This is a genomic window from Microcystis sp. CS-574 (genome assembly GCF_028329095.1).
GTDB lineage: Bacteria > Cyanobacteriota > Cyanobacteriia > Cyanobacteriales > Microcystaceae > Microcystis > Microcystis ichthyoblabe_A.
This window is the reverse complement of sequence record NZ_JAQMSY010000072.1, coordinates 35,137-59,715: the sequence shown is the minus strand read 5'-3', so window position 1 is coordinate 59,715 and position 24,579 is coordinate 35,137. Positions and strand designations below refer to the sequence as shown.

The window sequence follows — 24,579 nt, the reverse complement described above, 5'->3', positions numbered from 1 at the left end:
GGTGTGGGGTGTGGGGTGTGGGGATAAAAAATCTGATTACTGATTACTGATTACTGTTCCCTAAATTGTCCCTAAAGGACAAAATTGACCCGATAATTCTAGTTTATTGTTTTGCAGCAGATATAAACCGTATTCAATTCCTTCCACTACTGCTTGATAGGAAGCTTCTAAAATATTACTAGACACTCCCACAGTAGTCCATCTTTGTTGACCGTTACTGGACTCGATTAAAACCCTAGTTTTCGCTGCCGTCCCCGAACCACTATCGAGAATTCTCACTTTATAATCGGTCAGGTGAAAGTTAGCAATTTCGGGATAGAATTTGACTAAAGCCTTTCTTAAAGCCCGATCTAAAGCAGCCACTGGACCGTTACCTTCGGCCACTTCTAATAAATCTTCCTCTTTTACCTGTACTTTAATTGTCGCAATCGCATTACCACTATCCCGGAGCATATCACAATAAACTTGGAATCCTTTTAATTCAAAAAGGTGACTTCTCTGTCCCAAAGCTTCCCGCATTAATAACTCAAAACTAGCTTCGGCTGCCTCAAATTGATAACCCTGACTTTCTAAGATTTTTAAACGTTCCAATATTTGCCGACAGGTGGGATCATCTTTATTTAAATCGATGCCAAAACTGCGCGCTTTCGCTAAGACATTACTTAATCCCGATTGGTCAGAAATGACGATGCGGCGCTGATTCCCGATCGCTTCTGGATTAATATGTTCGTAGGTGAGGGGATTTTTCGCCACCGCAGAAACGTGAATACCGCCTTTATGGGCAAAAGCGGAACGTCCGACGAAGGGAGCATGATCATCTGGGGCTAAATTGACCATTTCGCTGATTTTTCGGCTAGTTCCCGTCAATCGGCCTAATTGATTTTCTTCTAGGCAAGAAAAGCCCATTTTTAACTGAAGATTGGGAATTAAAGTACATAAATTGGCATTGCCGCAGCGTTCCCCATAACCGTTAATTGTGCCTTGAATCATGCGTGCGCCCTCGTTAACTGCCGCTAAAGAGTTAGCTACGGCGGTTCCTGCATCATTATGAGCATGAATGCCTAATTGAGGCGCATTTTCCTCATCAGGATCGATACCCAATTGCTCCCGCACTTTCTCCACAATAGGGGCGATTTCTTGGGGTAAAGTGCCACCGTTGGTATCACAGAAAACTAACCATTCGGCCCCGGCATCCCTGGCGGTTTTGAGGGTTAAAAGGGCGTATTCGGGGTTATTTTTGTAACCATCAAACCAATGTTCGGCATCATAAATGACTCGTCTTCCCTGACAGCGTAGATACTCGATTGTATCTCCTATCATGGCTAAATTCTCCTCCAAACTGGTTTTTAAGCCCTCTGTGACGTGCAGATCCCAAGATTTGCCGAAAATTGTCACCCAACGGGTTCTAGCTGCGAGAATGGCGGTTAACATCGGATCTTCTCGGGCTTCGACATGGGGGCGACGAGTGGAACAAAAAGCGACTAATTCCGCTTGTTTTAGGGGTTTTTCGTGCATTTTCCAGAAAAATTGACCGTCCCTAGGGTTTGCGCCCGGCCAACCGCCTTCGATAAAAGGAATACCCATCCGATCTAATTCCCTAGCGATTTTAATTTTGTCTTCTAGGGAGAGGGAAATACCTTCTCGCTGGGCCCCATCCCGGAGAGTAGTGTCATAGACCCAAATGCGCTTACCATTGTTCATAGAAATAGTCAATAGGTGTTAATATTAATTAATAACTGTAGCGACTTAAAATCACGCCCCTAATGCCTAGAATAACAGTTTACGGTCAAACAATCACCTGCGATCGAGGTAAAAATCTCCGTCGTATATTATTAAAACATGACATTTCTTTGTATAATGGCGGTTCCAAGTTAATCAATTGTCGCGGCATCGGCAGCTGTGGAACCTGTGCGGTGGCAATTGTGGGCGAAGTTTCTGCTATCAATTGGCAGGAAAAAGCGCGTCTTTCTTTACCTCCCCATAACCCCAATAATAACCGTCGTCTTGCTTGTCAAGTCAAAGTTTTTGGTGATATTGAAGTGACTAAATACGATGGTTTTTGGGGACAAGGAGACTCAGTGATCAGTGATCAGTGATCAGTTATCAGTTATCAGTGAGCAGTATTAAGTATTAAAGTGTTAAAGTATTAAGTGGCAAGTTCGGAGCCTTCTTTTCACTGTTTACTGATTAAGGTTATCAAATGAACGAGACAATAACTTTTCGGATATCACCAATAATTCGGGTAACTTTATTAAGTTTATATGTGGCGTTAACCATCCCTTTACCCTTTTTAGCAAAAGTCACTAATTCCCCCGTTAATCCCAATTTTCTTTGGTTAGGAATCAGCTTAGGATTAATCGCTTTATACGGAGCTTTAAGTGAAAGAGTGATTTTATCAGAAACAGGGATACAAGTTACCTATCCCCAATGGTTTCCTGCTTTTCTTCGCTCTGGTTGGTGGTTAAATTGGACAGATATAAAAGAACTTAAATGTCGCAGTACAGGACAGGGTGGTTTAGTTTATTATTTCCTTGATCGCTCCGCAGAAAAAGCCTATTTATTGCCGATGCGAGTAGTGGGATTTAATCGCATGGTCAAAATAATCGAGGAAAAAACTAACCTGGATATGACCGATATTCGCCCCCTTTCTCAGCCTTGGATGTATGGAATTCTTTTTATTCTCACCCTATTTTTATTATTAGTCGATGCTTGGACTATTGCTACGGCGAGAACTATGATTCCCTAATAAATTCGGCTCAAAACGTAATCCACTAGCTCGATTAACACCTCTTTTGAGGGAGAAGAAGCTAAACAGTCAAGGTGTTTTAAGGCACTTTGTCCGTATTGATTGGCTAACTCTTTTGAGCGAAGAATACCTTGGCTAGAGTGAATAAAATCAAGAGCTTTTTCGATGTCTCCTTCCTGACTAAATTCCCGTTCGATTAACACTTCTATATAGGGATTTTCCTCCATAGCAAAGAGAGCGGGAGCAGTGATATTACCACTGATCAAATCGGAGCCAGAGGGTTTTCCTAATACTTCCGTGGGAGAGGTAAAATCGAGAATATCATCGACGATTTGAAAAGCTAATCCTAAATTGCGACCATAATTATATAAATGATGATTAACTTCAGCCGATTGCTCGCTTAATACCCCAGCGGCTTTGGCACTATTGGCAATTAAAGAAGCTGTTTTGTAGTAACTTTTTTCTAGATAAGCTTCCAGGGAGATACTGGTATCAAAGCGATTAATTCCCTGTTGAATTTCCCCTTCAGCAAAATCGCGAATCACTTCTGAGAGCAATTTTACCACTTCTAAATTATCTAAATTAGCTAGATACCAAGAGGATTGAGCGAAGAGAAAATCCCCCGCTAAAACCGCCACGCGATTGTCAAATAAACTGTTAACGGTGGGAACACTGCGCCGCAATTCTGCCTCATCTACCACATCATCATGGACAAGACTGGCAGTGTGAATCATCTCCGTGATTTCCGCTAATCGACGATGACGGGGAGTGATATCCCGGTCTAACATGGTAGCGCGAGATACCAGCAACACGATCGCCGGTCGAACGCGTTTACCACCGGCTTCGAACAAATGTTCTGCTGCCGCCGCTAAAATGGGATGACGAGCGCCGACGAGATTTTTTAAGTTATCGGTCAAAAGACGGAGATCATCGTCAACGGGTGCGAATAAAGAAGTTGTTGGGATCATTGGTTAGCCAATTGGCGAGATAGTTACGAAAGTTTACATATCCTTACATTTATTTTAAGCTAACCGTCCAGACTAGGGAAGGGGAAGCATCAGTGATCAGTGATCAGTAAACAGTGAGGGGTTGGAGGTTGGGGTTTTGGGGTATTAGTTGAAATTTCCCCATCTCCCCCCACACCCCACACCCCACTTCCCTCATCCCTAATTTTTTTCCTGACAAAACTCTTGTCATTGTCAAGACTCTAGGGTAACTTGTATATAAAAATTAATAAAGCGAGAAGTATTAGAACGATGTTGAGACTAATTAGCGACTTTGACGGCCCGATAATGGACGTATCGGAGCGATATTACCAAGTTTATCAATACTGTTTACAGAAAACCGCCTATAAAGGTCAAATTATCGGGGAATTATCGAAAGCGGAATTCTGGCAGTTAAAACGGGATCAGGTTTCTGAGAAGCGTATCGGGGAAATGTCAGGATTAGATGAAGATCAAGCGCGTAAATTTGCCCATCTTCGTCGTCAAACTGTTCATACTTTACCCTATCTTGTCCACGATCGCCCGGTGGTTGGTTCTTTGGAAACTCTCCAGAAAATCCAAGAGTTAAAGATCGATTTAGTCGTGATGACGATGCGGCGGGTATCTGAGCTAGATCATGCCTTTAATCGCCACGATATCGGTCGTTTTTTCGCCGCTAATCGTCGTTATTGTCTAAATAACAATTACACCAAAACCAACGACGTGCGCGACAAAACCCTGCTTATGGCTAAGGCCGCTAAAGAACTGCCGGCGGCTGCCGATACTTGGATGGTGGGGGATACGGAAGCGGATATTGCCGCCGCTAAGAGCCAAAATATCAAGGTTATTGGCGTATTATCGGGGATTCGCAGCCGTTCCCGTTTAGAGAGCTACGAGCCTGATTATATCGTCAATAACCTTGGGGAAGCAGTGGACGTGATCTTAGGATCCCTACGAGCGTTCGGTTAACGGAAAAAACTACTAATCACCCAAAAGATCAGAAAAGTGATGAGCGCATAAATTTGGCGATCACCGAAAATATTCAAATCAGCCTTGGCCGCTAAACTGGCTAATCCCGCTCCCAGAGCGACTCCTAGCACTAAACCAGCGAGAGTGAATAGTAAGGCGCGGCCAAAACGTTTTTCTTTGCGGTTGAAAAAATAGATATTAACGAAAACGCCAAAAGCTAAGAGCAGCGGTAAAAGGGAGCCACTGGGATCGGGAACTAACAGCGTTATTGCTCCTAAACAAGCGTAAATCACTGCTGGTACACCTATATCCTGTGCAGAAGGTGTATCGATTGAGCTTCGCCACCAGTTAGGAGATTTACTGCTAGTAACTGGTTTACTTTCCACCGGAATCGTCAGACGTTCGGGAAAACGAATGCGATCGGGTACTTTAATCCTACCTTCCTGTCGCATCCGCAGTCGATCCATGAGGACAGAATCGTAGGCCGCCTCGATCGATTCGACAATTTTGCTATCATTCTGATACTGTTGCACCAGTCTTTGTTTGGCCTCTTGAATTTCTTCAAAAGAGGATTCTTCAGTAACCCCAAGTTGTTCGTAGGGATTCTGTTCACTCATGAACATACCTCCTTAATTATGCTCCCGATAGTCATGATCTTAACCCGATGTTCTGTAGTTTAACTTGAGATGCAAGCTTATTTAAATTAATTAAGTTTAGCGAAAATCTGGCTAGAATCGATCGCTTCGTAGGGATAACCACTGGCATCTAAAAGGCTTTTTTCGGCGATTTCTCCTTCCTTAACGATAATTAAGCGGTTTTTACCCCCGTAGGCCTTAATTGTGACAATTTCTAAAGCAAATAATCCTGGGGAGAAACGGGGATTTAAGGCCCCATCGTACTCGAATTTACTCTGCATTAACTGCAAAGCATAGACGCTACTGCTATCAAAGGGTGCTGCCTCCCGCAGGGTTTTGGCCCGCAGCACTGGGATTAAATCGCCAAAAGGAATAGAAATCGTTTGCCAAGTGCGATCAAGTGTATCAAAAGAATAACAGTAACCGATGCCGTCCCAACGTCCTTCACAACGCAGAATTAATTTATAGCGTTTTCCGTCCCCTTGTACCTGTAATTCTATTCCCTCGTAGTTAGATAAATTTAGGGGAGGATTCAGGTTTCTGGTACGAACTGAGGCAAAACCGCCGTTATTTTCAGTTCTAACGATACCAGAAAAGAGAGCGCGTCCTCCGGTTAGGGTTATCTGACTCTCACTCACTCCTCCCATTACCACATCATCCACCGCACCCCAGATTTCTTTTATATCACTGCTGGGATTGCTAAAGTCAAAGAGGGTTTTTTCAGCGGTTATACCGGCATTTTTCAGTAAATCAAGTAAATTAGCTAAACTATGGCGGTTATTCTCCCCTTGACAGTAGATAATCTCATCAATCCCCATGAACAATTGCGGGGTTTGCAGAGCGAATAAATCGACATTTTCAGCAAATAATTGACGTGCAGACTCGATATTATCGACTAAAGCGCGAATTTGATAGTTTTGCTGCTGTAGTTGAGCGATTACCTTTCTACCGATCGCGTTTTCACCACCAATGACTAAAATAGTCTTCATGCCTTGCTCATTTGTTAGCTGAATTTTTTTATCTTCCCCGAAACCGAGCAGTTTTTGCAGACAACTCCAGAGGGGAATACTATCAAAATAGTCCAGAGTTTGCCAAAATCTCTGAAAATCCCAGGTTTTTGACTCAGCCATAAATTTTATCTCCTTACTGCCATTAATTTTTATTTTATCGAGTTAATTTGGCTGTTTGAGATCAAAGACTCTCCTGTAAAAATCAAAAATCTTCCGTTAGGTGAGGAAACTCCGAGACAGGAGGAGAAAAAAGACAAGAGACAACTATCCTACCCATAAAACCGAAGATGATGTCAAATTTATCTGTGCTTTTAGATATTTTGACCCGATAGCGGCTCGAGAACTTACTTTTGCGGGAGGTCTATTAATTTTGACTCTCTTATTCTTCGTCTGATCAGTTTAACTTAATATAGGAGCGATCGATCTTTGTGTCCTTTGTGGTTCGTTCTATTCGCTCGTACCCAGCAAACCCAAGAGGACCTATTTTTGCTTTGTTCGATTCCATACTATCTAAGTTTCTAAGCTGATTCAAACTACTAATTTGCCATAACCAGTCTAGGATAGCCAACGGAAGGATGCTGCAAAAGTTGTGGAGTTAATTAACAATCATTCCCGAAAATGTCTTGACTATCGAACCCCCTTTGAGGTATTTTATCAAATACGATCGGATAGTGATGCAATTCAGATTTGAGTTTACTGCAAATTTTTTTAATCATCATGCCACAACAATCCTTAATCCCTAAAACCCCGACAGAGCAAGCCATCCCCAATCCCCTAGCACAAAATAGTTTAAATGTCAAGCTTTTTAGAAAAATATGTTTATTGTCTCCCCTGTTGTTTTGGGAATTATTTGGTTTAGCAGTTAGCTCGGTGAGAGCAGTGGAAAACCTACAATGTCCCGTCATTTCTAGGGAAGAGGTTGATACTAATGCTCTCCAAAGAGAAATTGCTAATTATTCGGCCACTCTGCGAGTCTATCCTAGCGATCTGGGTACGATTAAACTTTATCTTCAACGGGGAATGGCCCGAGAAAAAATCAATGATCAAAACGGTGCGATCGATGATTTTAGTCAATACATTTGGTATAGTAATTATCATGCTCCCGCCTTCAAAGATAGACAGTTACTAGCCCAAGCCTATTACCAAAGAGGTGTGTTAAAGTTAGCCATGGTCATTGAGGGGGAAAAAATCCCTATAGCTGAGGAAATCCCTGTTATTGAGAAAGAAACACCATTGATTGAGCGAGAAAGCCGAATTAAATATCAACATCAGCTAAAATTATTGGAAGCTGCCCGCTCAGATTTTCAGCAAGCCTTTAAATATAATCCCAATAAAAGCGAAGTTTACTTTAACCTAGCAATTATTGCATTTTTGCTCAATCATCAATCCTTGGCTTTAGATTATTACCAGCGTTTCATCGGTTATGAAACTGAGAATTATCGCGGCTATTATCATCGAGGAAACCTTTACTCTCACTTAGGCAATTATGCGGCGGCTATCAAAGATTATGATCTGGCCATTTCATACAAACTCGATCTAATTGAAGGCTATTATAATCGGGCCATAGCTTTAGAAAAGATAGGGAGAAAACGAGATGCTTTTAAGGATTATAAAATCGTTTTAAAATGCTCACCTAACTTATTTTTAGCCAAGAATGCTCCTAGCAGTTATCAAAACCGCGCCAGAGTACAAATTGAAATGGCTGACGAGGAAGTAGAATTAGCCAATTTATCGAATAATTCCCCCGAAGGATATCAAACAGCGATCGAGTATTATAATGGAGCCATCAAAGACTTAGCACTTGTCATCCGTATTAATCCCAACTACGATAAAATTCCCCATTCTAGAGCATTTCTTAAACGGGGTTATGCTCACCTAAGACTCAACAATAATCAAGGGGCAATTCAAGATTATAACCAAGCAATTTATCTGCAACCCCAAGACGCAAAAGCCTATGTATATCGTGGGTTAATGCGAGCCAATAAATATCAAGAATACGCAGGAGCTTTAGAGGATTTTACTGCGGCAGTGGCACGAAATCGTCATGATGCAGCCGCTCACTATCATCGGGGGTTAGTGCTGTATAAATTAGGGCGTTATCAGGAGGCAGTAGATAATTATAATATTGCCTTAGCCCAAGATGATCGGATTAATACACCTAGTTTTACTTCTCGCTCTGTCTGTAGCGAAAATATCCAAGAATCTGCCGACAAAAATTATTTTTATAACTCCAGAGAAACCGATTTTCGTCCTAATTATAACATCTCTTGTCATGCTCAAGCCCGGGGAGATGCTTATTTTGCTCTGAAAAATTTTGCCGCGGCCGAAAGAGATTATACTACTTATATAGTTGCCCATCCTAACGATCCAGAAGGGTATCATAAACGGGCCAATGCGCGTTTTGAAAAAGGGGATAAACAGGGAGCGATCGAGGATTATAATGTATTTCTACAAAAAGTCCGCGATGCGAGAATTTTCTATAGTCGTGGTAATAGTAGCGCTGACGTGGGAGATGATCAAGGAGCGATTACAGATTATCTGCAATCTTTGAGCATTAGTCCTATCGATGTGACAGTGTATAGTAATCGGGGAAATGCACGCACGGATACCGCTACTATTCCCGATAATGTACAAGTAACACCGAGAATATCGGAGAATCCGATCGCCTATAATAATCGTGGTATTATTCGACGACAAACTGGTGATAAAGAGGGTGCTTTAGAGGATTTAGATAGGGCAATCAGCTTGAATTCCAATAACCCAATCCCCTATAATAACCGGGGAGTTATTCGCTTTGATTTGGGAGATAATGCCGGTGCTTTGGAGGATTTAAATATGGCTATTGCTCTCCAGTCTAACTATGCTGAAGCTTACTATAATCGAGGTTTAGTTAAGGAAAAAATGGGCGATAAGAAGGGAGCGATTGCGGATTATCAATTAGCAATTACTTATCGTCCCAATTATGGCGAAGCTTATTATAACTTGGCTCTTGCCACCTACGATGATAAAAATCCTAGTAGTCGAGTAGGGAGCCTTAACTATTTGCAAAAAGCCGCTAATGCTTTGATAAAAACTGGTAATTTAGAACTGTATGAACGCGCGGTAGAATGGATGTTAAAAATGCAGTAATTTGTCTAAAAAATAAGCTCATTTTTGACAAAGGCTTCAAGATTTTATCATTGATTAGCTTTCTTGCATAATTAATTTTTGGGGGGTCAAAAGGCTCCCAGAAAAAATCTGGCAATTCTCCCCCCGAAAAAGAAGGCTATAAACTAAGTACATGAAAGCTTTTAGCTGAACAAATTAGGTTTTATAGCAATTCCATTTGATACGTAAATAGAGCTTGCTATGGTAAAATAAAAACGGTTCTTCGGTTTGTGTTATGCAATGGACGGGGGTTATAATAGATGTAACCCTTATATAGAAAAACATTTGGCAATTTTTGTCAATTGTTTTTGATCTAGAGCGAACTAATCAATTAAGTCTCTTGCCAGATAAGGATTTAGTCGATTTATGTCCCCCTATCGAACCATACCAAGTAACGAAGAACCTTTCTATCCAGCCGTGATTAATTACAAGAATACGCAAGAGGCTAATCAGCAAATACCGCAAGTACCGCAAGAGATGAAGAATAAAGCTAAGGCAGTCAATATTAATCAGTGGTGTCCTCGTCGAGAGTTAAAACCAGTGGAAGACCCGAAAATTTACGATTACATAGAATGTAAGTGAGTGAATTACTGAATATTAACTTCGAGATATTGAGGTCGATAAGTACGAACGTAATTCAACACCTGGTCGAGATCCGCTCGGTTGGTCAGGGCGATACACCATGAGGTTCCGTCTTCGCCATTGGGTTTTTCAAAGGACGGATCGTAGTGACCCACATTCCGCACCCTAAGTGTCACAACGTCTTAAAAGAGGAAGGGGCGTGAGCCAAAATACTTATCTAGAGGAGTTATACCATTTTTCTTTATTCGCGTCACAACGAATGCAGGCTTGGCAAGCATTCGAGCGTGGATGTCTGTCATGGATTTAGAAATTTGGTATAATCTTACCGTTTTCTACCCCCGAGGAAATTCCCCTTCCGGCAGCAGAATGGGGCCTTGACAAATTAACAGTGATCCGGTATGTGTGGGAAAATTGTCTTAAAATATTATCTACGCTGCTACTATCACTAAACTAAAAAATTAAAGAGCGCATTAGCTTAATCCTTCTCAAAAGTTAAAATTCTATGGCTGAAAGCTTGAACCATAAATCCGAAAAACCTTCTCCCCCTCCCGTACCCCAAGAAAATCCTTGGCTAGAAGCAGTTAAAACCATTGTCACGGCTGGAATTTTGGCCTTTGGCATCCGCACTTTTGTGGCTGAGGCCCGTTATATTCCCTCTTCTTCCATGGAACCCACTCTCCAGATTAATGATCGCCTAATTATCGAGAAAGTTAGCTATCATTTTCAGAAGCCAGAACGGGGTGATATAGTGGTTTTTAGTCCGACAGCCGCTCTAAAAGCTCAAAATTTTCAGGATGCTTTTATTAAACGGGTGATTGGACTGCCGGGGGATAAGGTGCAAGTCAAAAACGGTTTAGTTTACGTCAACGGTAAAGTTTTAGCGGAAAAGTATATCGCCGAAGAACCTAATTATACTTACGGACCGGTGACAGTTCCCCCCGATCAATATCTGGTTTTGGGCGATAATCGCAATAATAGTTATGATTCCCACGCTTGGGGCTTCGTTCCCCGGGAAAACTTAATCGGTCGCGCTGTGGTGCGTTTTTGGCCCTTCGATCGTCTGGGAGGACTTGACAACCCCGAAGCTGCCATAAATCAGAATTAATGTCAACAAAATAAATATAAAAATTCCCCCTAAAACTAGGGGGATTCGGCCATCTATTTGAACATATTACTCACGGAATTGTCCTCATGGATGCGCCATATGGCCTCACCCAGAATCGGGGCAACCGGCAAGACTTTCAGTTGCGGGAAAAAATGGTCTTGTGGGACGGGAATCGTGTTAGTAACGATCACTTCCTCGACTATGCCACTGGATAAACGCTCGATCGCAGGACCGGAAAAAACCGGATGGGTGGCACAAGCATAAACCTGCCGCGCCCCTTTGGCTTTCAGTAACTGCGCCCCTTGAGCGATCGTACCGGCCGTATCGATCATATCATCGACTAAAACCGCCGTTTTATCCTTAACATCGCCGATCAAGTTCATCACTTCCGCCACATTATGGGTTTGCCGGCGTTTATCAATAATTGCTAGGGGCGCATCACTGAGTTTTTTGGCAAAAGCCCGCGCCCTAGCCACCCCACCCACATCGGGAGAAACCACGACGATATCGGGTAATTGTTTACTGAGAAGATAGTCCACCACCACTGGGGAACCGTAAACGTGATCGAAGGGAATATCGAAATAACCTTGAATTTGGGACGAATGCAAATCCATGGCCAACACGCGACTTGCCCCCGCTTCCGTGATCAGATTAGCCACCAGTTTAGCGGCGATCGATTCCCGGCCGGCGGTTTTGCGATCGGCGCGAGCATAACCATAATAGGGAATTACGGCGGTAATTTGTCGGGCAGAAGCACGACGACAGGCATCAATCATGATCAACAATTCCATCAAGTGATCGTTGACGGGATTGCAACAGGGTTGAATTAAATAGACATCACAGCCCCGGATCGATTCCTGAATCTGGATGTACAATTCACCATCGGCGAAACGTTTACGAATCATCGGCCCCACATCCATACCCAGATAACGGGCCACCTCTTGGGCGAGAGATACATTAGCGGATCCCGAAAAGAGACGCAGACGATTGCTGTCCGACGCGGCGGGAAACATCGGATGTCGCATCAAAGTAGCAGAATAGCTCACAGCAGATTCTTTACCCTCAAACTCAAGGCACTTTTTTCTATCATCTCAGTTTTGTTGAAAATCTGAGTGGATTTCTTTGTTAGATCTCAATCATAACCAATTACCGATCATTTTCGAGCCGTTGCAGCCCCTTTTAGCAGCAACGGCCATGGCAAAATTGCCGCCGGATTTTGTCAAAACCGATTAACGTTTGGCTAACTTTTTCACCGGTAATTTACGCAGACGGATCGATTTCGGGGTAATTTCCACCAACTCATCTGGTCCAATGTATTCGAGGGCGCGTTCGAGACTCATATCCACGGGGGATTGTAACTGAACCAATTCATCCCCGGTGGCGGAACGATGGTTAGTTAACTGTTTAGTTTTACAGATATTGATCTCCACGTCTTGAGGCCGGTTACTTTCGCCGATAATCATGTTTTTATACACTTTTGTCCCCGGAGTAATAAAGAATACCCCCCGGTCTTCGGCGTTTTTGAGGGAGTAGAAAGTGGCGACTCCTTCCTCAAAGGCAGTAATCACACCATTGTAACGGGTGGCTAATTCCCCGGAGAAAGGACGATATTCGAGAAAACTATGGTTCATAATCCCCTCACCGCGACTCAGACGGATAAATTCCCCCCGGAAACCGATTAAACCCCGGGCCGGAATCACGAATTCCAATTGAGTACGGCCATTGCTGCCCGTCTGCATATCCTGCATTTCCCCTTTCCGTTGGCCAAGACGTTCGATACTGGAACCCACCGCTTCTTCGGGTACATCTAAAACGAGGTATTCGTAGGGTTCGCAGGGTTGACCGTTAATTTCGCGATAGATAACCTGCGGCTGCGATACTTGGAATTCGTAGCCTTCCCGACGCATGGTTTCGATGAGAATGCCTAAATGTAGTTCTCCCCGGCCCGAAACCAGGAATTTCTCGGCAGAATCACTTTCTTCCACCCGTAGGGCGACGTTAGTTTCTAATTCTCGCATGAGACGATCGCGAATTTGCCGCGAGGTGACGAAAGTGCCTTCCTGACCGGCAAAGGGAGAATCGTTCACCGAGAAGGTCATTTGTAGGGTCGGTTCATCGACTTTAATTAGGGGTAAAGCTTGCGGGTCATCGGCTAAAGTTACCGTTTCCCCGATGTTAGCGTCGGCAAAACCAGCCACAGCGACGATATTACCGGCGCTGGACTCGTTTAGTTCCACCCGTTTGAGGCCTTCAAAACCAAGAAGTTTTGTTATTTTACCCTTGACAATTGCGCCCGTATCCTTTACTAAAGCAGCCTGTTGACCAGCTTTAATTACGCCGTTATGGATGCGGCCGATAACGATGCGTCCTAAGTATTCCGAATAATCGAGGGTGGTTACTTGCAGCTGTAGGGGTTTGTTAACGTCCCCGGCCGGTGGTGGAACGTGGTGTAAAATCGCCTCAAACAGGGGCTGCATATCTTTGTCTTCGTCTTCGAGGCTTTCTTTGGCGAATCCTTGCATCCCGGAAGCGAACAGAGTAGTAAAATCACATTGGTCGTCATCAGCACCCAGTTCCACAAACAGATCGAAAACTTTGTCCACGGCTAGGTTAGGATCGACGTTAGGGCGATCGATTTTATTGACCACGACAATCGGTCTTAATCCCTTTTCTAGGGCTTTTTTCAGCACAAAACGCGTCTGGGGCATCGGCCCCTCGTTAGCATCGACAATCAGGATACAACCGTCCACCATACCTAAAACCCGTTCCACTTCGCCACCAAAGTCGGCGTGACCGGGAGTATCGACGATGTTAATCAGGGTGTCTTGGTAACGAACGGCGGTGTTTTTGGCCAGAATGGTGATACCGCGCTCTCTTTCGAGGTCATTGGAATCCATGACGCAGGTGGGTACATCTTCCCCTTCTCGAAAGATTCCCGACTGTTTGAGGAGTGCATCGACGAGGGTGGTTTTCCCGTGGTCAACGTGAGCAATGATAGCAACGTTACGGATAGGCAGAGACATAAAATATTGAAGTAGTCTTAGGTTTATTTTTACGAGTAAACATTTCTTAATAATTCTAGCTTAGACTGACCAGCACCGTTAGCAAATCTTTATTTTTCCTTGGTTTCCCATCAGCAAGCTCTACTGCTTACTGTTGACAGACTCCCCAAACCCTAGGCAAGCAACCCACCCTCGCAGGAGTCGAGACGATAGAAAAGACAACTGGAGGCAGGGGGTAGGGGTAAATTGAAGCTAGAGTGAAAATCCTCTTGAACTTTATAGGTTAACCGGGGGGAAACTTGGCGAACAATTTGCGTCAACAGTTTGTCACCGGTTTTTTGGAGAATGGGACGGGGAATCTTATAAATAAACTTGGGAAACTTAACCATAACATTTATATGCAGTTCCCAGGTGACTTGGGTGATAACCGCCGGAATATCCCGTCCCTGTTGCCGAAAAATTGCCTCAATTTCCTGACTAGGAGAAGATAGCGGCATTTCCTCTAGTTTCATAATTGCCTGATAATCCACTAGATAGCCCAAAAACGGTTGATCGGGAATGGCAACACTGCGAGTATGATAGACTCCATTAACCGGCAGATCGAGAACCACAGCGATTTTCGGCTCCAGTTCATAGCCAAAAGCGCCATATTTACCGATGGTGATAAGATAACCATTGTCACCAAAGGGCAGAGTTTTCATCGGTTCGGCACAACGACAAAACCAACCTTCGTGAGCGCCCAGATAATCGGCAACCGTGTCCTGATTGCTATACATATCCATAGAGCCGGCAAAACGGGTTTGAAAACCGAGAAATTGATTGTCTTCTTTGACTTCTACAGATTCGCGAGCTAGGGAGTTAATGGGGGGACACTGCATGACTTATAAACCTGGCAAATGATAGTGTTAGAAAAATTTGGGGATTAACCGCCAAAGGATCGGGGAAATTTGTAGAATTGAGATTAGTGTAACGTATTGTTAAAAACTATTTGGTTAAGAAGCGATGAAAGCATTTGTAGCAGGAGCCACAGGGGAAACGGGACGGCGAATCGTTGCCCAATTAGTCGAACGTCAGATTCCCGTCCGCGCTTTGGTGAGAAACCGCGAGAAAGCGGCGGAAATTTTGCCAGCAGGGGTGGAAATCGTCGTCGGAGATGTCCAACAGGCCGATAAGTTAGAGGCACTAATCGCTGATTGTAGCGTTTTGCTATGCGCCACGGGAGCCAGACCGAGTTTTAATCCCACGGAACCTTTGTTAGTGGACTACTTGGGAACTAAAAATCTCATCGATGCGGCCAAAAAGAAAGGAATCGAACATTTTGTTCTCGTTACTTCCCTCTGTGTGTCGAACTTTTTCCATCCCCTCAATCTCTTTTGGTTAATTTTATTCTGGAAAAAACAAGCGGAGGACTATTTAATCAATAGTGGACTAACCTACACGATTGTGCGCCCCGGAGGCCTTAAAAACGATGATAATCTTAATGCCATTAAAATGTCATCCGCCGATACCCTTTCTGAGGGCAGTATTCCCCGCACGAAAGTGGCCTCGGTTTGCGTAGAATCCCTATTTTATCCCGCCGCTAACAATAAAATTATCGAAATTGTTGCTCCCTCAGATGCTCCCAATCTCGATTGGACTCAATTGTTTCAAAGTGTCGGCTAAACAGTTATCAGTGATCAGTAATCAGTAAACAGCAAACAGTAATCAGTGAACTGATAACCCAAATGTGGAAACTAAAAACTCATATCTGATAACTGGTAACTGATAACTGGTAACTGGTAACTGATAATCCGTTAACCTCTTAACCAGTCAAATAATTGACCGAGGGTGATTTGAAAATTCGTCGCAAAAGCGGGGACGGGTAAAAGAGCATTTTCTGATTCAAAAATAGCGATAGTTCGATCACTAAAATAAACAAAGATAATTTCTTCTTCAGGGTCGATTAACCAACCCATTTGAGTGCCGTGATCCAGACAATAAAGGATATTTTTAACAACTTTAGTCTGATTTTGATCTGGAGAGAGAATTTCAATTAGCCAGTCAGGAGCGATCGCAAAAGTATTTAATACTTTTCCCTCGCTATCGCGAGGAATATTTTCCCAGAGAAAAACTGAAACATCAGGAACTAGAGAACGACTGCCAAAAGTACAACGCAATTCAGGATAGGCACGGGCAATTCGTTGGGGTTTTAGACTAGCGTTAATAGCTGGAACTAAATCACCTTGAATAGTGCTATGTTTACCCTGGGGCATCGGTTTAGGAATAATTTGACCATCAATAAATTCCTTGGCGGGTTTAGTTTCTGGTAATTGCAGAAATTCCCTTATTGTCAGGGAATTATTAACAGTGACAACCATAAAATTTTTTTATTGATCGCTATGATCGTTAATTTTATCGCAATTTCTCCAAGCAGAGAAGATCCAAACAGTTATACAGGGCTGGCTGAATAAATCTAAAAACCTTGTTGGGTAAGACTTTTAGATCTTTTGTCAATCAAAAAGTACTGGATATGGGAGTGATCGGGGGGAAATTTAGGCACTTTTTCCCTGAAAATTAGGTAATTGGCCACCTCAAAACTGGTAAAACCCCACACCCCACACCCCACACCCCACACCCTGCCACCAGGAAAAACTTTTTGCCGCAAACCCTATATAAAAATGTCCGTCACATCGCCTGGACAGGGTTGGGGTTGGTGGTAGCGCAGAAATGCGTGGAACTACACGGAGGCTCGATCGAAATTACTATTATCCCCAGTAATGGAACCACTGTCACGATTCTATTACCGAAACTGGCCTGAAAATCAATAAATCGGAGCGAGAATCATTCTCAATCAGGGGAAAACTTCCGGGGAAGAAATTAGGAAACACCACCCAGACGGGCATATTCTAAAATTGACCGGCTGAGAGCATCGCGATCATCGCGGGTGAGATAATAATTCCGGCCACCGATATCATTAAGAAATCGCAGTAGGGCAAGACAAGCGGACTCTAGATCCGCCCGGTGTCGGGCAGCCGCTAAAGCTTGTTCAGAGGTGGCATAAACTAGGCAATCGCTAATTCCTTCCCTGCCATCCACTCGCCAACATTGAAAAGAATAACCCTGCATTTCTAGGATCAATTCAATCTGCCAACCGTGATAGTCAAATCGCGTATAAATCATTTCAAGCAGCCCCGTTTAGGAGAGGAGAGTCACAGGTTTGACCGCTCTGATTGTTTAGAAGCCCTGCACCTGTCTAACTTTCTAATTTAACGGGTGATTATGGAAACCCTCTGCAAACTTGGTGCAGATTTCGTGCAGAAATGATTTTGTCCACTGTCTAAAGGCAGATATTACTTTAAACGATAACCAAGACCGTGAACGGTTTCAATAAAGTCTTCCGGCGCGCCGAGGGATTTTAGCTTGTGACGAAGACCGCGAATATGGGAAGTAACGGTTTCCTCGGCTGGAGAATCGTCCAAAGACCAAACTCGCTCAATAATACCCGATCGACTTAAGACCCGGCGCCCATGGGTAACAAGTAATTCTAAGAGAGCGAATTCCTTGGGGGTGAGGGAAAGAAATTGACCGTTATAACTGGCCTCGTGGGTACTGGGATTTAACTGCAAACCCCCCCAAGATAATAAAACACTGCTGGTGCTGCTGCCGCGTCGGATCAAGGCCCGAATCCGCGCCATTAATTCGCCCAAATCGAAGGGTTTAGTGACATAATCATCGGCCCCTGCGTCTAATCCGTCGATTTTATCGATTACCGTATCCCTTGCGGTTAATAATAGGACGGGAACGGTGGCATTAGCAAAGACGGGATGATGGGATTCCGCTCGTCGCAGACGTTGACAGAGTAAAGTTCCGCTTAATTTGGGCAGGGTGACATCGAGAACTAAAAGATCATATTTGCCTAATTCTAGCCAATTCCAGCCTTCTTCTCCATCTCTAGCCACATCGACAACGTATTGTCGCTCGCTCAATGCCTCTCGCAAAATCTCGGCTAGTTGCATATCATCTTCTACTACTAAAATTCGCATGGTCTAGACTTGACACTCCCGCCGTCAAGCTGACGCTGTGACGGGGGATTCTTGATTCACAGAAACCCGCTTTTCGGTACAAGTACCAACGAGTCTTACAGTTTCTCCCCAAGCTTGAAATTCCGACTGTCCATCGGTATTTGTTGACAGTATTCTCATACCTTCTTCCCTTACATTCTTGGCGGCGTTTTCATCTCTATCGTGCTGCGTCTTACATTCTGGACAAATCCATTCACGAATACTGAGAGTCAATAAATCATTTTTAAATCCACAGCAAGAACAGAGTTTTGTACTCAGATAAAACCTGTCAACTTCTACAAGTTTTCCTCCCTCTCTTTTTAGCTTGTAGTCCAAGAAATTAAGCAACATACCAAAACCAGCGTCATGTATTGATTTAGCTAATTTAGTCCTTGCTAACCCTTTAATATTCAGATTCTCGGCTACAACGATTTGGTTTTCATCGCATAACTTTCTGGAGAGTTTATGAAGAAAATCCTGTCTAGTATTTGCTATCTTTTCGTGAACCTTGGCTACCTCCTTAATGGCTTTTTGGCGATTATTAGACCCCTTGGCTTTACGAGACAATGCTTGTTGTCTCCGCTTTAAACGTTTAGCATATTTTCTGGTAGGTTTGATTGGGTCAATCTTGTAGGTTGTTTCACCATCAAAAACCGTAACTAAAGAAGATAAACCTAGGTCTATCCCTGATATTTTTAGTTTTTCAATGGTTGTTGAGTCATCCATCTCAAACAAGATGGCAGCAAAATATTTATCTGTACTGGTTTTAGAAACAGTTACGGATTTAATCTTACCATTTATTACTTGAGAAATCTTAGCTTTTACAACCCCTAATTTAGGTAGCTTAATTCCCTTATTTCTAATTGAACAACTTTCAGGATAACGGATTGATTGTTTTTTGTGCTTACTTTTAAATTTAGGGAATTTTGTTCTTTTTGAGAAGAAGTTCTTAAAAGCAGATTCTAAGTTTTTCAATGATTGCTGCAAGGTAGCGGCAGTAGCCTCAGCTAACCATTCAAAATCCAGTTGTTTCTTGAGTTGGGTAAGGTCTTTTGCCATGTCACAGTAGGTCATTCCTTTACCAGTCTCTAGGTACTGATTGTTAGTTTTATTTAAGTAGTAATTCCAAACAAAACGGACGCAACCAAAGTTTTTAGCTAAGGCTAGTTCCTGTTTTTTGTTTGGGTATATTCTCACTTTTAAAACATTTAACATCAGCCTGACCCCATCTGTGCTATCTTTTCAGTATAACACTTACCGCTTAAATGTGTCAAGCTCATACATACCTTGAGAATCAAGCCTTTCCTTATTAGGAAACGCTGTCGCGTTAGTTTAGATTCTGGGGGCAATTCATCTCCCGTTAATTTCTGGTATATTTTTAATTAAGGAGAAATTTAAGGGGAGTCCTCTTGCTCCATTTAGATAGAGTAAGCTGGAAATAGCGTCGGTTAACTTCTGATGAATTGGCTCAAACAAGGAAAATGGATCGCGGGAGGTTTCGGGCTAACTGTCTTATTGATGGGAACTATTAGCCTAGTTTCCTATCGCAATACCCTCGCCCTGCGTCAGCGCGCTGCCCAGGTGGAAGTTACCTACGAGATCATCGATAATCTCGCTAATCTTTACGCTAACATGGCGGTGGCCGAATCGGGAAGACGGGGTTATATCAAAACTGGCAGCTCTAGTGAATTGGGCCGTCATCGTCGGGCGATCGCTTTGATGCAGTCTAACTGGCAACTCCTGGCCAAACAATTAGAAAACGGCACGGATTTCGAGCGGGAAATGGTGACTCAGATCGGGGATTTAATGTATCGGCGAATTGCTCTATTTAATCAATCGATCGCCACCTATAAATCCGATCAATCCGATGATCTTTTGCAAGATGCAATCACGGTTAAAAGTGTCGATATCCGGGATAAGTTTCAAAATCTTCTTACCTATTTACAAGCTAGTCAGAAAAGAAATTTAAGAAGTAGCATCGCTAGTTCTAGGGATAGTATTAGCGAAAATTCTCTGTTGGTTTTACTGGGAACTTTTACTAGCTTTGGGATTATTTGCGGAGTTTATTTTTTAGTTTTTTGGCAAGAGAAACGGCGACAAAAAAGTGAGGAAATTCACCGATTATTACTACAAGAAAAAGAAATTTCTGATCTGAAAATTCAGCTTTTTTCTATGATATCCCATGAGTTCCGAACTCCTTTAACCGTGATTCTTTCCGCCTCGCAGTTATTAGAAAATGGCTTAAAAGATGCAGATCAGTCGAGCAGAAAAAACCTATATAGAATCCAGTCTTCTGTCAAACTAATGAATCAATTTTTAACAGATATTTTGATTTTAACAAGGGCAGAATCTGGTAATCTCAGTTGTCGGCTAGAGCCGCTCGATATTGAAGCTTTTTGTTTAAATTTAGTCGAGGATTTTCAATTTATCAATAAAAATAATACCCCGATTAAATTTGTCAGTCAGGGATTGATGATCCGTCCTTATCTAGATGAGAAACTCCTCTACTCGATTTTAAGTAATTTACTCTTAAATGCGATTAAATATTCCCCCACAGGAGCAGGGATTAGTTTGATTTTGTGGAAAGATAGCGATCGCATTGTTTTTCAAGTCCGGGATCACGGGATCGGCATTGCCGAGGAAGATAGAGGTAAGATCTATGAACCCTTTTATCGGGGTCAGAATGTGGAAAATATTATCGGCACGGGATTGGGGTTAGCAGTGGTTAAAAAATGCGTCGAACTCCACCGTGGCGAAATCGCCCTAGATAGCCAAGTGGATAAGGGAACAAGCTTTACCGTCAAACTGCCCATTTCACCCTAGTTCCAGCTTGAGCGGCCCAAAGATTACAAAATTTAACTTTCTTTCTTTCGAAACAGGACGAAAGCAACGAAGAATTTTTAAGTAAGTAGTTATAATTAAATTGAAGATAGATTTTGCCTCTGATCCCCCCTGCCCCCCTTGATAAGGGGGGTGTCTGACAACTTTTAACACCTACCTACTTATCTTCTAGATTGATCGCTCGCAAAGTCCAATCTCGATCGACCCTGAAACCGTCACCAGTGCCTGATCGCGGACCGAATTAGTCCAGAATCAACTCCCTCCGGGTTGATGGCATCGCAACTTTTAGGCAAAAACAGGGCTTTTACCGCCCAAAAAGCCTATATTTTGGCTATTTACCCCCAGTTGACCCCTGATTTTTGCAGCAGGTTGACTCTCCTGGGGAACTGGTCACGGTTTCCTGATAGGATAAGGTGACTTGGGATTAACTTATGGTGTTGAAAATATGTCTCTAAAACCTTACATTTCTCGCTTATTAGCTTTGGTTCTCGTCCTGGTCATCGGATTGATGGGTTGTTCTGGTAGTTCGGGGTTAACCGGCAATTATGGACAGGATACCCTGACGGTGATTGAAAGTTTAACCACAGCCCTTGATTTAGTCAAAGATGACCCGAATAAAGCGGCAGTTGAGTCGCAAGCAAAGGAACAAATCAACGATTACATCTCCCTCTACCGACGAGATAAAAAATCCGGGGGTTTGCGTTCTTTCACTACTATGCAAACAGCCTTAAACTCTCTAGCTGGTTATTATACCGCCTACGGTTCCCGTCCTATCCCCGACAAACTCAAACAACGTTTAAAACAAGAATTTAAACAGGTGCAATTCTCTCTCCAGAAAGGAATTTAGATACAGTTATCAGTGATCAGGGGTGAATCTCACGTTTGTGACTTTCTCTCACATATTGGTGAGCAGCAGAAGTCATTCAAAGAGGGCGAATGCAATTCGCCCCTACAATAAATAATATCATCAGGCCAATGGTAGGGGCGCACCGCGTGCGCCCCAAATATCATCTAGATATTTCGACCAAATTGAGATGCACCCGTTATCAGTTATCAGTAGAACTCGACCTAATCAGACCAAATCTGGTTAGACTAGAAATACAAAGCGTATTATAAAAAACTACAAAATTGATTCAAGACGAAACCCTAGAATTATTGGAATGGCCGCGGCTATGTCAACACCTAGCTACTTTTGCAGCGACTAAACTAGGTGCGATCGCGATTCGTCAATTGCCGTTACCGGAAAGCAAAGGGGAAAGTTTAAACCTACTCTGCCAAACCAAAGAAGTTTATAGCTTAGAACAAAAATTAGATAGTCGTCTTTCCTTTGATGGGATTACCGACATCGGCGATGCCCTAGAAAGGGCGCATCTGGGGGGTTTATTATCGGGACAGGAACTTTTAAATATTGCCACGACTTTAGCCGGAGTGCGACGTTTACGGCGTTTAATTGACGAACAGGAAGATATACCGGTTTTAAAAGAGTTAGTAGCGGAAATTCGCACCTATCCAGAGATAGAACAGGAAATACACCGTTGTATCGATGAAGATGGCCGCATATCCGATCGCGCTAGTCCCCAATTACGCGAAATTCGGGGACAAATGAAGGTGATTAGAGAGCGAATTTACCGAAAATTACAGGATATCATGCAAAAACAGGGCGGTGCTATCCAAGAAGCAGTCATTACCCAAAGAAGCGAGCGCTGGGTGATTCCCGTCAAAGCATCGCAAAAAGAGCAAATACCGGGGATAATTCACGATACTTCCAGCACAGGGGCGACTTTTTACATTGAACCTCACTCTATCGTTGACCAAGGCAATCAACTGCGGCAATATCGTCGTCTGGAACAAATCGAAGAAGAAAAAATCCTGCGACAGTTAAGTAATCTGATCGCCGAAGCTTTTGAAGACTTAGAATATTTACTAGCGATCGCTACTAGGCTCGATCTGGCCACCGCCAGGGCCCGTTACAGTTTATGGTTAGAGGGTAATCCCCCCCACTTTATCGATGGTTCGGAAACGATTACTTTACGGAATTTGCGTCATCCTTTGCTCTGGTGGCAAAAACACCACGAACAGGGGGGGGAGGTTATACCAATAAATGTGCAGATTAGCCCAGAAATTCGCGTTGTTGCCATCACCGGACCAAATACCGGCGGAAAAACCGTTACTTTAAAAACCCTCGGATTAGCGGCTTTAATGGCGAAAGCGGGCTTGTTTATTCCAGCGCGGGAACCGGTAGAGATACCCTGGTTCGATCAGGTTTTAGCCGATATCGGCGATGAACAGTCTTTGCAACAGAGTTTATCAACTTTTTCGGGTCACATTCGCCGGATTGTCCGCATTTTAGCGGCTTTAAATTCTCGTTCCTTGGTTTTACTCGATGAGGTGGGAGCCGGTACGGATCCGGCCGAGGGAAGTCCTTTGGCGATCGCTATTTTACAATACCTCGCCGATCATAGTTTACTGACGGTGGCTACCACTCACTACGGGGAATTAAAAGCGTTAAAGTATCGAGATTCTCGCTTTGAAAATGCCTCGGTAGAGTTTGATGATCGCACTCTTTCCCCTACTTATCGACTATTATGGGGCATTCCGGGGCGTTCTAATGCTTTAACTATTGCCCAGCGTTTGGGATTAAGTGCCGAAATTGTGGCCGAAGCGAGAAATCATCTGGGGGGGTTATCGGAGGAGATAAATCAAGTAATTGCTGGTTTGGAAGCGCAAAGACGGGAACAGGAGTCAAAAGCTAAGGAAGCTAGTCAATTACTCCAACAAACGGAGAAATTTTATACAGAAGTGTCCACACGGGCTAATTCTCTACAGGAGAGAGAGCGAGAATTAAAGCGTTATCAGGAGCAGGAGATACAAAAGGCTTTATTATCAGCAAAAGCAGAGATTAATGACGTTATTCGCCGATTGCAAGCAGGAACAAAAACCGGTAGAGATGCCCAAAAAGCCACAGAGGAATTAACTGCGATCGCAGAAAGGTTATTACCAAAAACGGAAAAAACTAAGGTTAATTATCGTCCGCAAGTGGGGGAAAGAGTCCGCTTGCCCAATTTGGGACAAACTGCCGAAGTTTTAGCAATTTCACCGGAATCAGACGAGATTTCCCTGCGTTTCGGTATGATGAAGATGACCCTACCCTTAGACCAGATTGAGTCTTTGGATGGTCAAAAAGTGGAAACTGCGCCAAAACCTGCCAAAAATTTGCCCCAAACTCCCACAAAACCCCAGGAGACTCCTTTAATTCGTACTGCTAATAATACCGTCGATATTCGCGGTTCTAGGGTGGCAGAGTCAGAAACGGATATCGAACAGGCGATCATCAGGGCTACCCAATCGGGTATATTATGGATTATTCACGGTAAAGGTACGGGGAAATTGCGTCAAGGTGTTCACGATTTCCTATCCCGTCATCCCCAAGTAAAACGCTTTCAATTAGCACCCCAAAATGAGGGCGGTTCGGGGGTAACTATCGCTTATTTAACTTAGGGTTTTCAGATGTGATACTAA

The 24,579-nt window shown here is 43.3% G+C and carries 22 protein-coding genes and 1 pseudogene; 12 read left to right on the top strand and 11 right to left on the bottom strand.

From position 1 onward, the window contains the following. Positions 1-60: 60 nt before the first annotated feature. A complete protein-coding gene (gene cimA / locus PN470_RS05115) occupies positions 61-1,701 on the bottom strand; it encodes a citramalate synthase (RefSeq protein ID WP_002733550.1) in 1,641 nt (546 codons plus the stop codon). Between the two features lie 62 nt (positions 1,702-1,763). On the opposite strand from cimA, the gene PN470_RS05110 reads away from it, so the two are divergent. Together PN470_RS05110 and PN470_RS05105 are read left to right on the top strand one after the other, a co-directional pair. Then, positions 1,764-2,096 (top strand): 2Fe-2S iron-sulfur cluster-binding protein, encoded by a 333-nt coding sequence (locus PN470_RS05110; RefSeq protein WP_271937454.1) that lies wholly within the window; start codon positions 1,764-1,766, stop codon positions 2,094-2,096. Positions 2,097-2,200: 104 nt separating this feature from the next. Beyond that, positions 2,201-2,746, top strand: a complete 546-nt coding sequence (locus PN470_RS05105; protein WP_130758216.1) for a hypothetical protein — start codon at positions 2,201-2,203, stop codon at positions 2,744-2,746. Here PN470_RS05105 and sds read toward each other — a convergent pair. Then, the gene (gene sds, locus PN470_RS05100) at positions 2,743-3,714 is read right to left on the bottom strand and encodes a solanesyl diphosphate synthase (RefSeq protein ID WP_002775476.1); all 972 of its coding nucleotides are present in this window, start codon (positions 3,712-3,714) and stop codon (positions 2,743-2,745) included. The genes PN470_RS05105 and sds overlap by 4 nt on opposite strands. Before the next feature lie 288 nt (positions 3,715-4,002). Between sds and PN470_RS05095 the strand changes: the two genes are divergently transcribed. Beyond that, positions 4,003-4,698 (top strand): HAD family hydrolase, encoded by a 696-nt coding sequence (locus PN470_RS05095; RefSeq protein WP_002775478.1) that lies wholly within the window; start codon positions 4,003-4,005, stop codon positions 4,696-4,698. Here PN470_RS05095 and PN470_RS05090 read toward each other — a convergent pair. Then, the gene (locus PN470_RS05090) at positions 4,695-5,315 is read right to left on the bottom strand and encodes a CPP1-like family protein (RefSeq protein WP_002732774.1); all 621 of its coding nucleotides are present in this window, start codon (positions 5,313-5,315) and stop codon (positions 4,695-4,697) included. The two genes, PN470_RS05095 and PN470_RS05090, sit on opposite strands and share 4 nt — an antisense overlap. An 86-nt stretch (positions 5,316-5,401) precedes the next feature. Next, positions 5,402-6,463, bottom strand: a complete 1,062-nt coding sequence (locus PN470_RS05085) for a CIA30 family protein (protein ID WP_271937449.1) — start codon at positions 6,461-6,463, stop codon at positions 5,402-5,404. Between the two features lie 469 nt (positions 6,464-6,932). Between PN470_RS05085 and PN470_RS05080 the strand changes: the two are divergent. The 4 genes and pseudogenes from PN470_RS05080 to lepB form a co-directional block, all read left to right on the top strand. Then, positions 6,933-7,034, top strand: a pseudogene (locus PN470_RS05080) (IS30 family transposase); the annotation flags it as partial. 26 nt (positions 7,035-7,060) lie between these two features. Beyond that, complete coding sequence (locus tag PN470_RS05075; RefSeq protein WP_271937447.1) at positions 7,061-9,472, top strand: tetratricopeptide repeat protein; 2,412 nt, start codon at positions 7,061-7,063, stop codon at positions 9,470-9,472. 384 nt (positions 9,473-9,856) lie between these two features. Beyond that, a complete protein-coding gene (locus PN470_RS05070) occupies positions 9,857-10,072 on the top strand; it encodes a hypothetical protein (RefSeq protein ID WP_002733358.1) in 216 nt (71 codons plus the stop codon). 502 nt (positions 10,073-10,574) lie between these two features. Continuing rightward, complete coding sequence (gene lepB / locus PN470_RS05065; RefSeq protein ID WP_103111157.1) at positions 10,575-11,177, top strand: signal peptidase I; 603 nt, start codon at positions 10,575-10,577, stop codon at positions 11,175-11,177. A 53-nt stretch (positions 11,178-11,230) separates the two neighbouring features. Here lepB and PN470_RS05060 read toward each other — a convergent pair whose 3' ends face one another. The 3 genes from PN470_RS05060 to PN470_RS05050 all read right to left on the bottom strand — a co-directional run bounded on the left by PN470_RS05060 (position 11,231) and on the right by PN470_RS05050 (position 15,057). Continuing rightward, positions 11,231-12,202, bottom strand: a complete 972-nt coding sequence (locus PN470_RS05060; RefSeq protein ID WP_008201886.1) for a ribose-phosphate pyrophosphokinase — start codon at positions 12,200-12,202, stop codon at positions 11,231-11,233. 204 nt (positions 12,203-12,406) lie between these two features. Next, entirely contained in the window at positions 12,407-14,200 is a 1,794-nt protein-coding gene (gene typA / locus PN470_RS05055) for a translational GTPase TypA (protein WP_002740401.1), read from the bottom strand. A 152-nt stretch (positions 14,201-14,352) separates the two neighbouring features. Further along, positions 14,353-15,057: a DUF1997 domain-containing protein gene (locus PN470_RS05050; RefSeq protein ID WP_271937443.1), complete on the bottom strand. Its 705-nt coding sequence runs from the start codon at positions 15,055-15,057 to the stop codon at positions 14,353-14,355. Positions 15,058-15,181: 124 nt separating this feature from the next. Here PN470_RS05050 and PN470_RS05045 point away from each other — a divergent pair, with 124 nt between their 5' ends. Further along, positions 15,182-15,841, top strand: a complete 660-nt coding sequence (locus PN470_RS05045) for an SDR family oxidoreductase (protein ID WP_069474613.1) — start codon at positions 15,182-15,184, stop codon at positions 15,839-15,841. Between the two features lie 131 nt (positions 15,842-15,972). Here the strand turns inward: PN470_RS05045 and PN470_RS05040 are convergent, their stop codons facing one another. Further along, positions 15,973-16,536 carry a Uma2 family endonuclease gene (locus tag PN470_RS05040; protein WP_002734743.1) on the bottom strand — a complete coding sequence of 188 codons (564 nt, stop codon included), beginning with the start codon at positions 16,534-16,536 and terminating at the stop codon, positions 15,973-15,975. Positions 16,537-16,814: 278 nt separating this feature from the next. On the opposite strand from PN470_RS05040, the gene PN470_RS05035 reads away from it, so the two are divergent. Beyond that, positions 16,815-16,976 carry an ATP-binding protein gene (locus tag PN470_RS05035; protein WP_271937440.1) on the top strand — a complete coding sequence of 54 codons (162 nt, stop codon included), beginning with the start codon at positions 16,815-16,817 and terminating at the stop codon, positions 16,974-16,976. 59 nt (positions 16,977-17,035) lie between these two features. On the opposite strand, the gene PN470_RS05030 is transcribed toward PN470_RS05035, so the two are convergent. From PN470_RS05030 to PN470_RS05020, 3 genes are all read right to left on the bottom strand, one after another. Beyond that, positions 17,036-17,338, bottom strand: a complete 303-nt coding sequence (locus tag PN470_RS05030; RefSeq protein WP_002775500.1) for a hypothetical protein — start codon at positions 17,336-17,338, stop codon at positions 17,036-17,038. A gap of 170 nt (positions 17,339-17,508) precedes the next feature. Beyond that, positions 17,509-18,201, bottom strand: coding sequence for a response regulator transcription factor (locus PN470_RS05025; protein WP_016517306.1), 693 nt, complete (start codon positions 18,199-18,201; stop codon positions 17,509-17,511). Between the two features lie 24 nt (positions 18,202-18,225). Next, positions 18,226-19,434, bottom strand: coding sequence for an RNA-guided endonuclease InsQ/TnpB family protein (locus PN470_RS05020; protein ID WP_271937436.1), 1,209 nt, complete (start codon positions 19,432-19,434; stop codon positions 18,226-18,228). Positions 19,435-19,677: 243 nt separating this feature from the next. Here PN470_RS05020 and PN470_RS05015 point away from each other — a divergent pair, with 243 nt between their 5' ends. From PN470_RS05015 to PN470_RS05005, 3 genes are all read left to right on the top strand, one after another. Continuing rightward, positions 19,678-21,042 carry a sensor histidine kinase gene (locus tag PN470_RS05015; RefSeq protein WP_272103895.1) on the top strand — a complete coding sequence of 455 codons (1,365 nt, stop codon included), beginning with the start codon at positions 19,678-19,680 and terminating at the stop codon, positions 21,040-21,042. Positions 21,043-21,505: 463 nt separating this feature from the next. Continuing rightward, complete coding sequence (psb27, locus tag PN470_RS05010) at positions 21,506-21,907, top strand: photosystem II protein Psb27 (protein ID WP_272103894.1); 402 nt, start codon at positions 21,506-21,508, stop codon at positions 21,905-21,907. A 281-nt stretch (positions 21,908-22,188) separates the two neighbouring features. Beyond that, on the top strand, positions 22,189-24,558 hold the full coding sequence (locus tag PN470_RS05005; protein ID WP_272103893.1) for an endonuclease MutS2: 2,370 nt from the start codon (positions 22,189-22,191) through the stop codon (positions 24,556-24,558). The last annotated feature ends 21 nt before the right edge of the window (positions 24,559-24,579 follow it).

Coding starts and splice junctions, on each gene's coding strand:
- PN470_RS05050 (WP_271937443.1), bottom strand. CDS start 15,057: ATGCAGTGTCCCCCCATTAACTCCCTAGCTCGCGAATCTGTAGAAGTC.
- PN470_RS05040 (WP_002734743.1), bottom strand. CDS start 16,536: ATGGTTGTCACTGTTAATAATTCCCTGACAATAAGGGAATTTCTGCAA.
- PN470_RS05015 (WP_272103895.1), top strand. CDS start 19,678: ATGAATTGGCTCAAACAAGGAAAATGGATCGCGGGAGGTTTCGGGCTA.
- PN470_RS05045 (WP_069474613.1), top strand. CDS start 15,182: ATGAAAGCATTTGTAGCAGGAGCCACAGGGGAAACGGGACGGCGAATC.
- PN470_RS05020 (WP_271937436.1), bottom strand. CDS start 19,434: ATGTTAAATGTTTTAAAAGTGAGAATATACCCAAACAAAAAACAGGAA.
- PN470_RS05095 (WP_002775478.1), top strand. CDS start 4,003: ATGTTGAGACTAATTAGCGACTTTGACGGCCCGATAATGGACGTATCG.
- cimA (WP_002733550.1), bottom strand. CDS start 1,701: ATGAACAATGGTAAGCGCATTTGGGTCTATGACACTACTCTCCGGGAT.
- lepB (WP_103111157.1), top strand. CDS start 10,575: ATGGCTGAAAGCTTGAACCATAAATCCGAAAAACCTTCTCCCCCTCCC.
- PN470_RS05090 (WP_002732774.1), bottom strand. CDS start 5,315: ATGAGTGAACAGAATCCCTACGAACAACTTGGGGTTACTGAAGAATCC.
- PN470_RS05085 (WP_271937449.1), bottom strand. CDS start 6,463: ATGGCTGAGTCAAAAACCTGGGATTTTCAGAGATTTTGGCAAACTCTG.
- PN470_RS05025 (WP_016517306.1), bottom strand. CDS start 18,201: ATGCGAATTTTAGTAGTAGAAGATGATATGCAACTAGCCGAGATTTTG.
- typA (WP_002740401.1), bottom strand. CDS start 14,200: ATGTCTCTGCCTATCCGTAACGTTGCTATCATTGCTCACGTTGACCAC.
- PN470_RS05075 (WP_271937447.1), top strand. CDS start 7,061: ATGCCACAACAATCCTTAATCCCTAAAACCCCGACAGAGCAAGCCATC.
- PN470_RS05030 (WP_002775500.1), bottom strand. CDS start 17,338: ATGATTTATACGCGATTTGACTATCACGGTTGGCAGATTGAATTGATC.
- PN470_RS05060 (WP_008201886.1), bottom strand. CDS start 12,202: ATGCGACATCCGATGTTTCCCGCCGCGTCGGACAGCAATCGTCTGCGT.
- PN470_RS05105 (WP_130758216.1), top strand. CDS start 2,201: ATGAACGAGACAATAACTTTTCGGATATCACCAATAATTCGGGTAACT.
- PN470_RS05070 (WP_002733358.1), top strand. CDS start 9,857: ATGTCCCCCTATCGAACCATACCAAGTAACGAAGAACCTTTCTATCCA.
- psb27 (WP_272103894.1), top strand. CDS start 21,506: ATGTCTCTAAAACCTTACATTTCTCGCTTATTAGCTTTGGTTCTCGTC.
- PN470_RS05110 (WP_271937454.1), top strand. CDS start 1,764: ATGCCTAGAATAACAGTTTACGGTCAAACAATCACCTGCGATCGAGGT.
- sds (WP_002775476.1), bottom strand. CDS start 3,714: ATGATCCCAACAACTTCTTTATTCGCACCCGTTGACGATGATCTCCGT.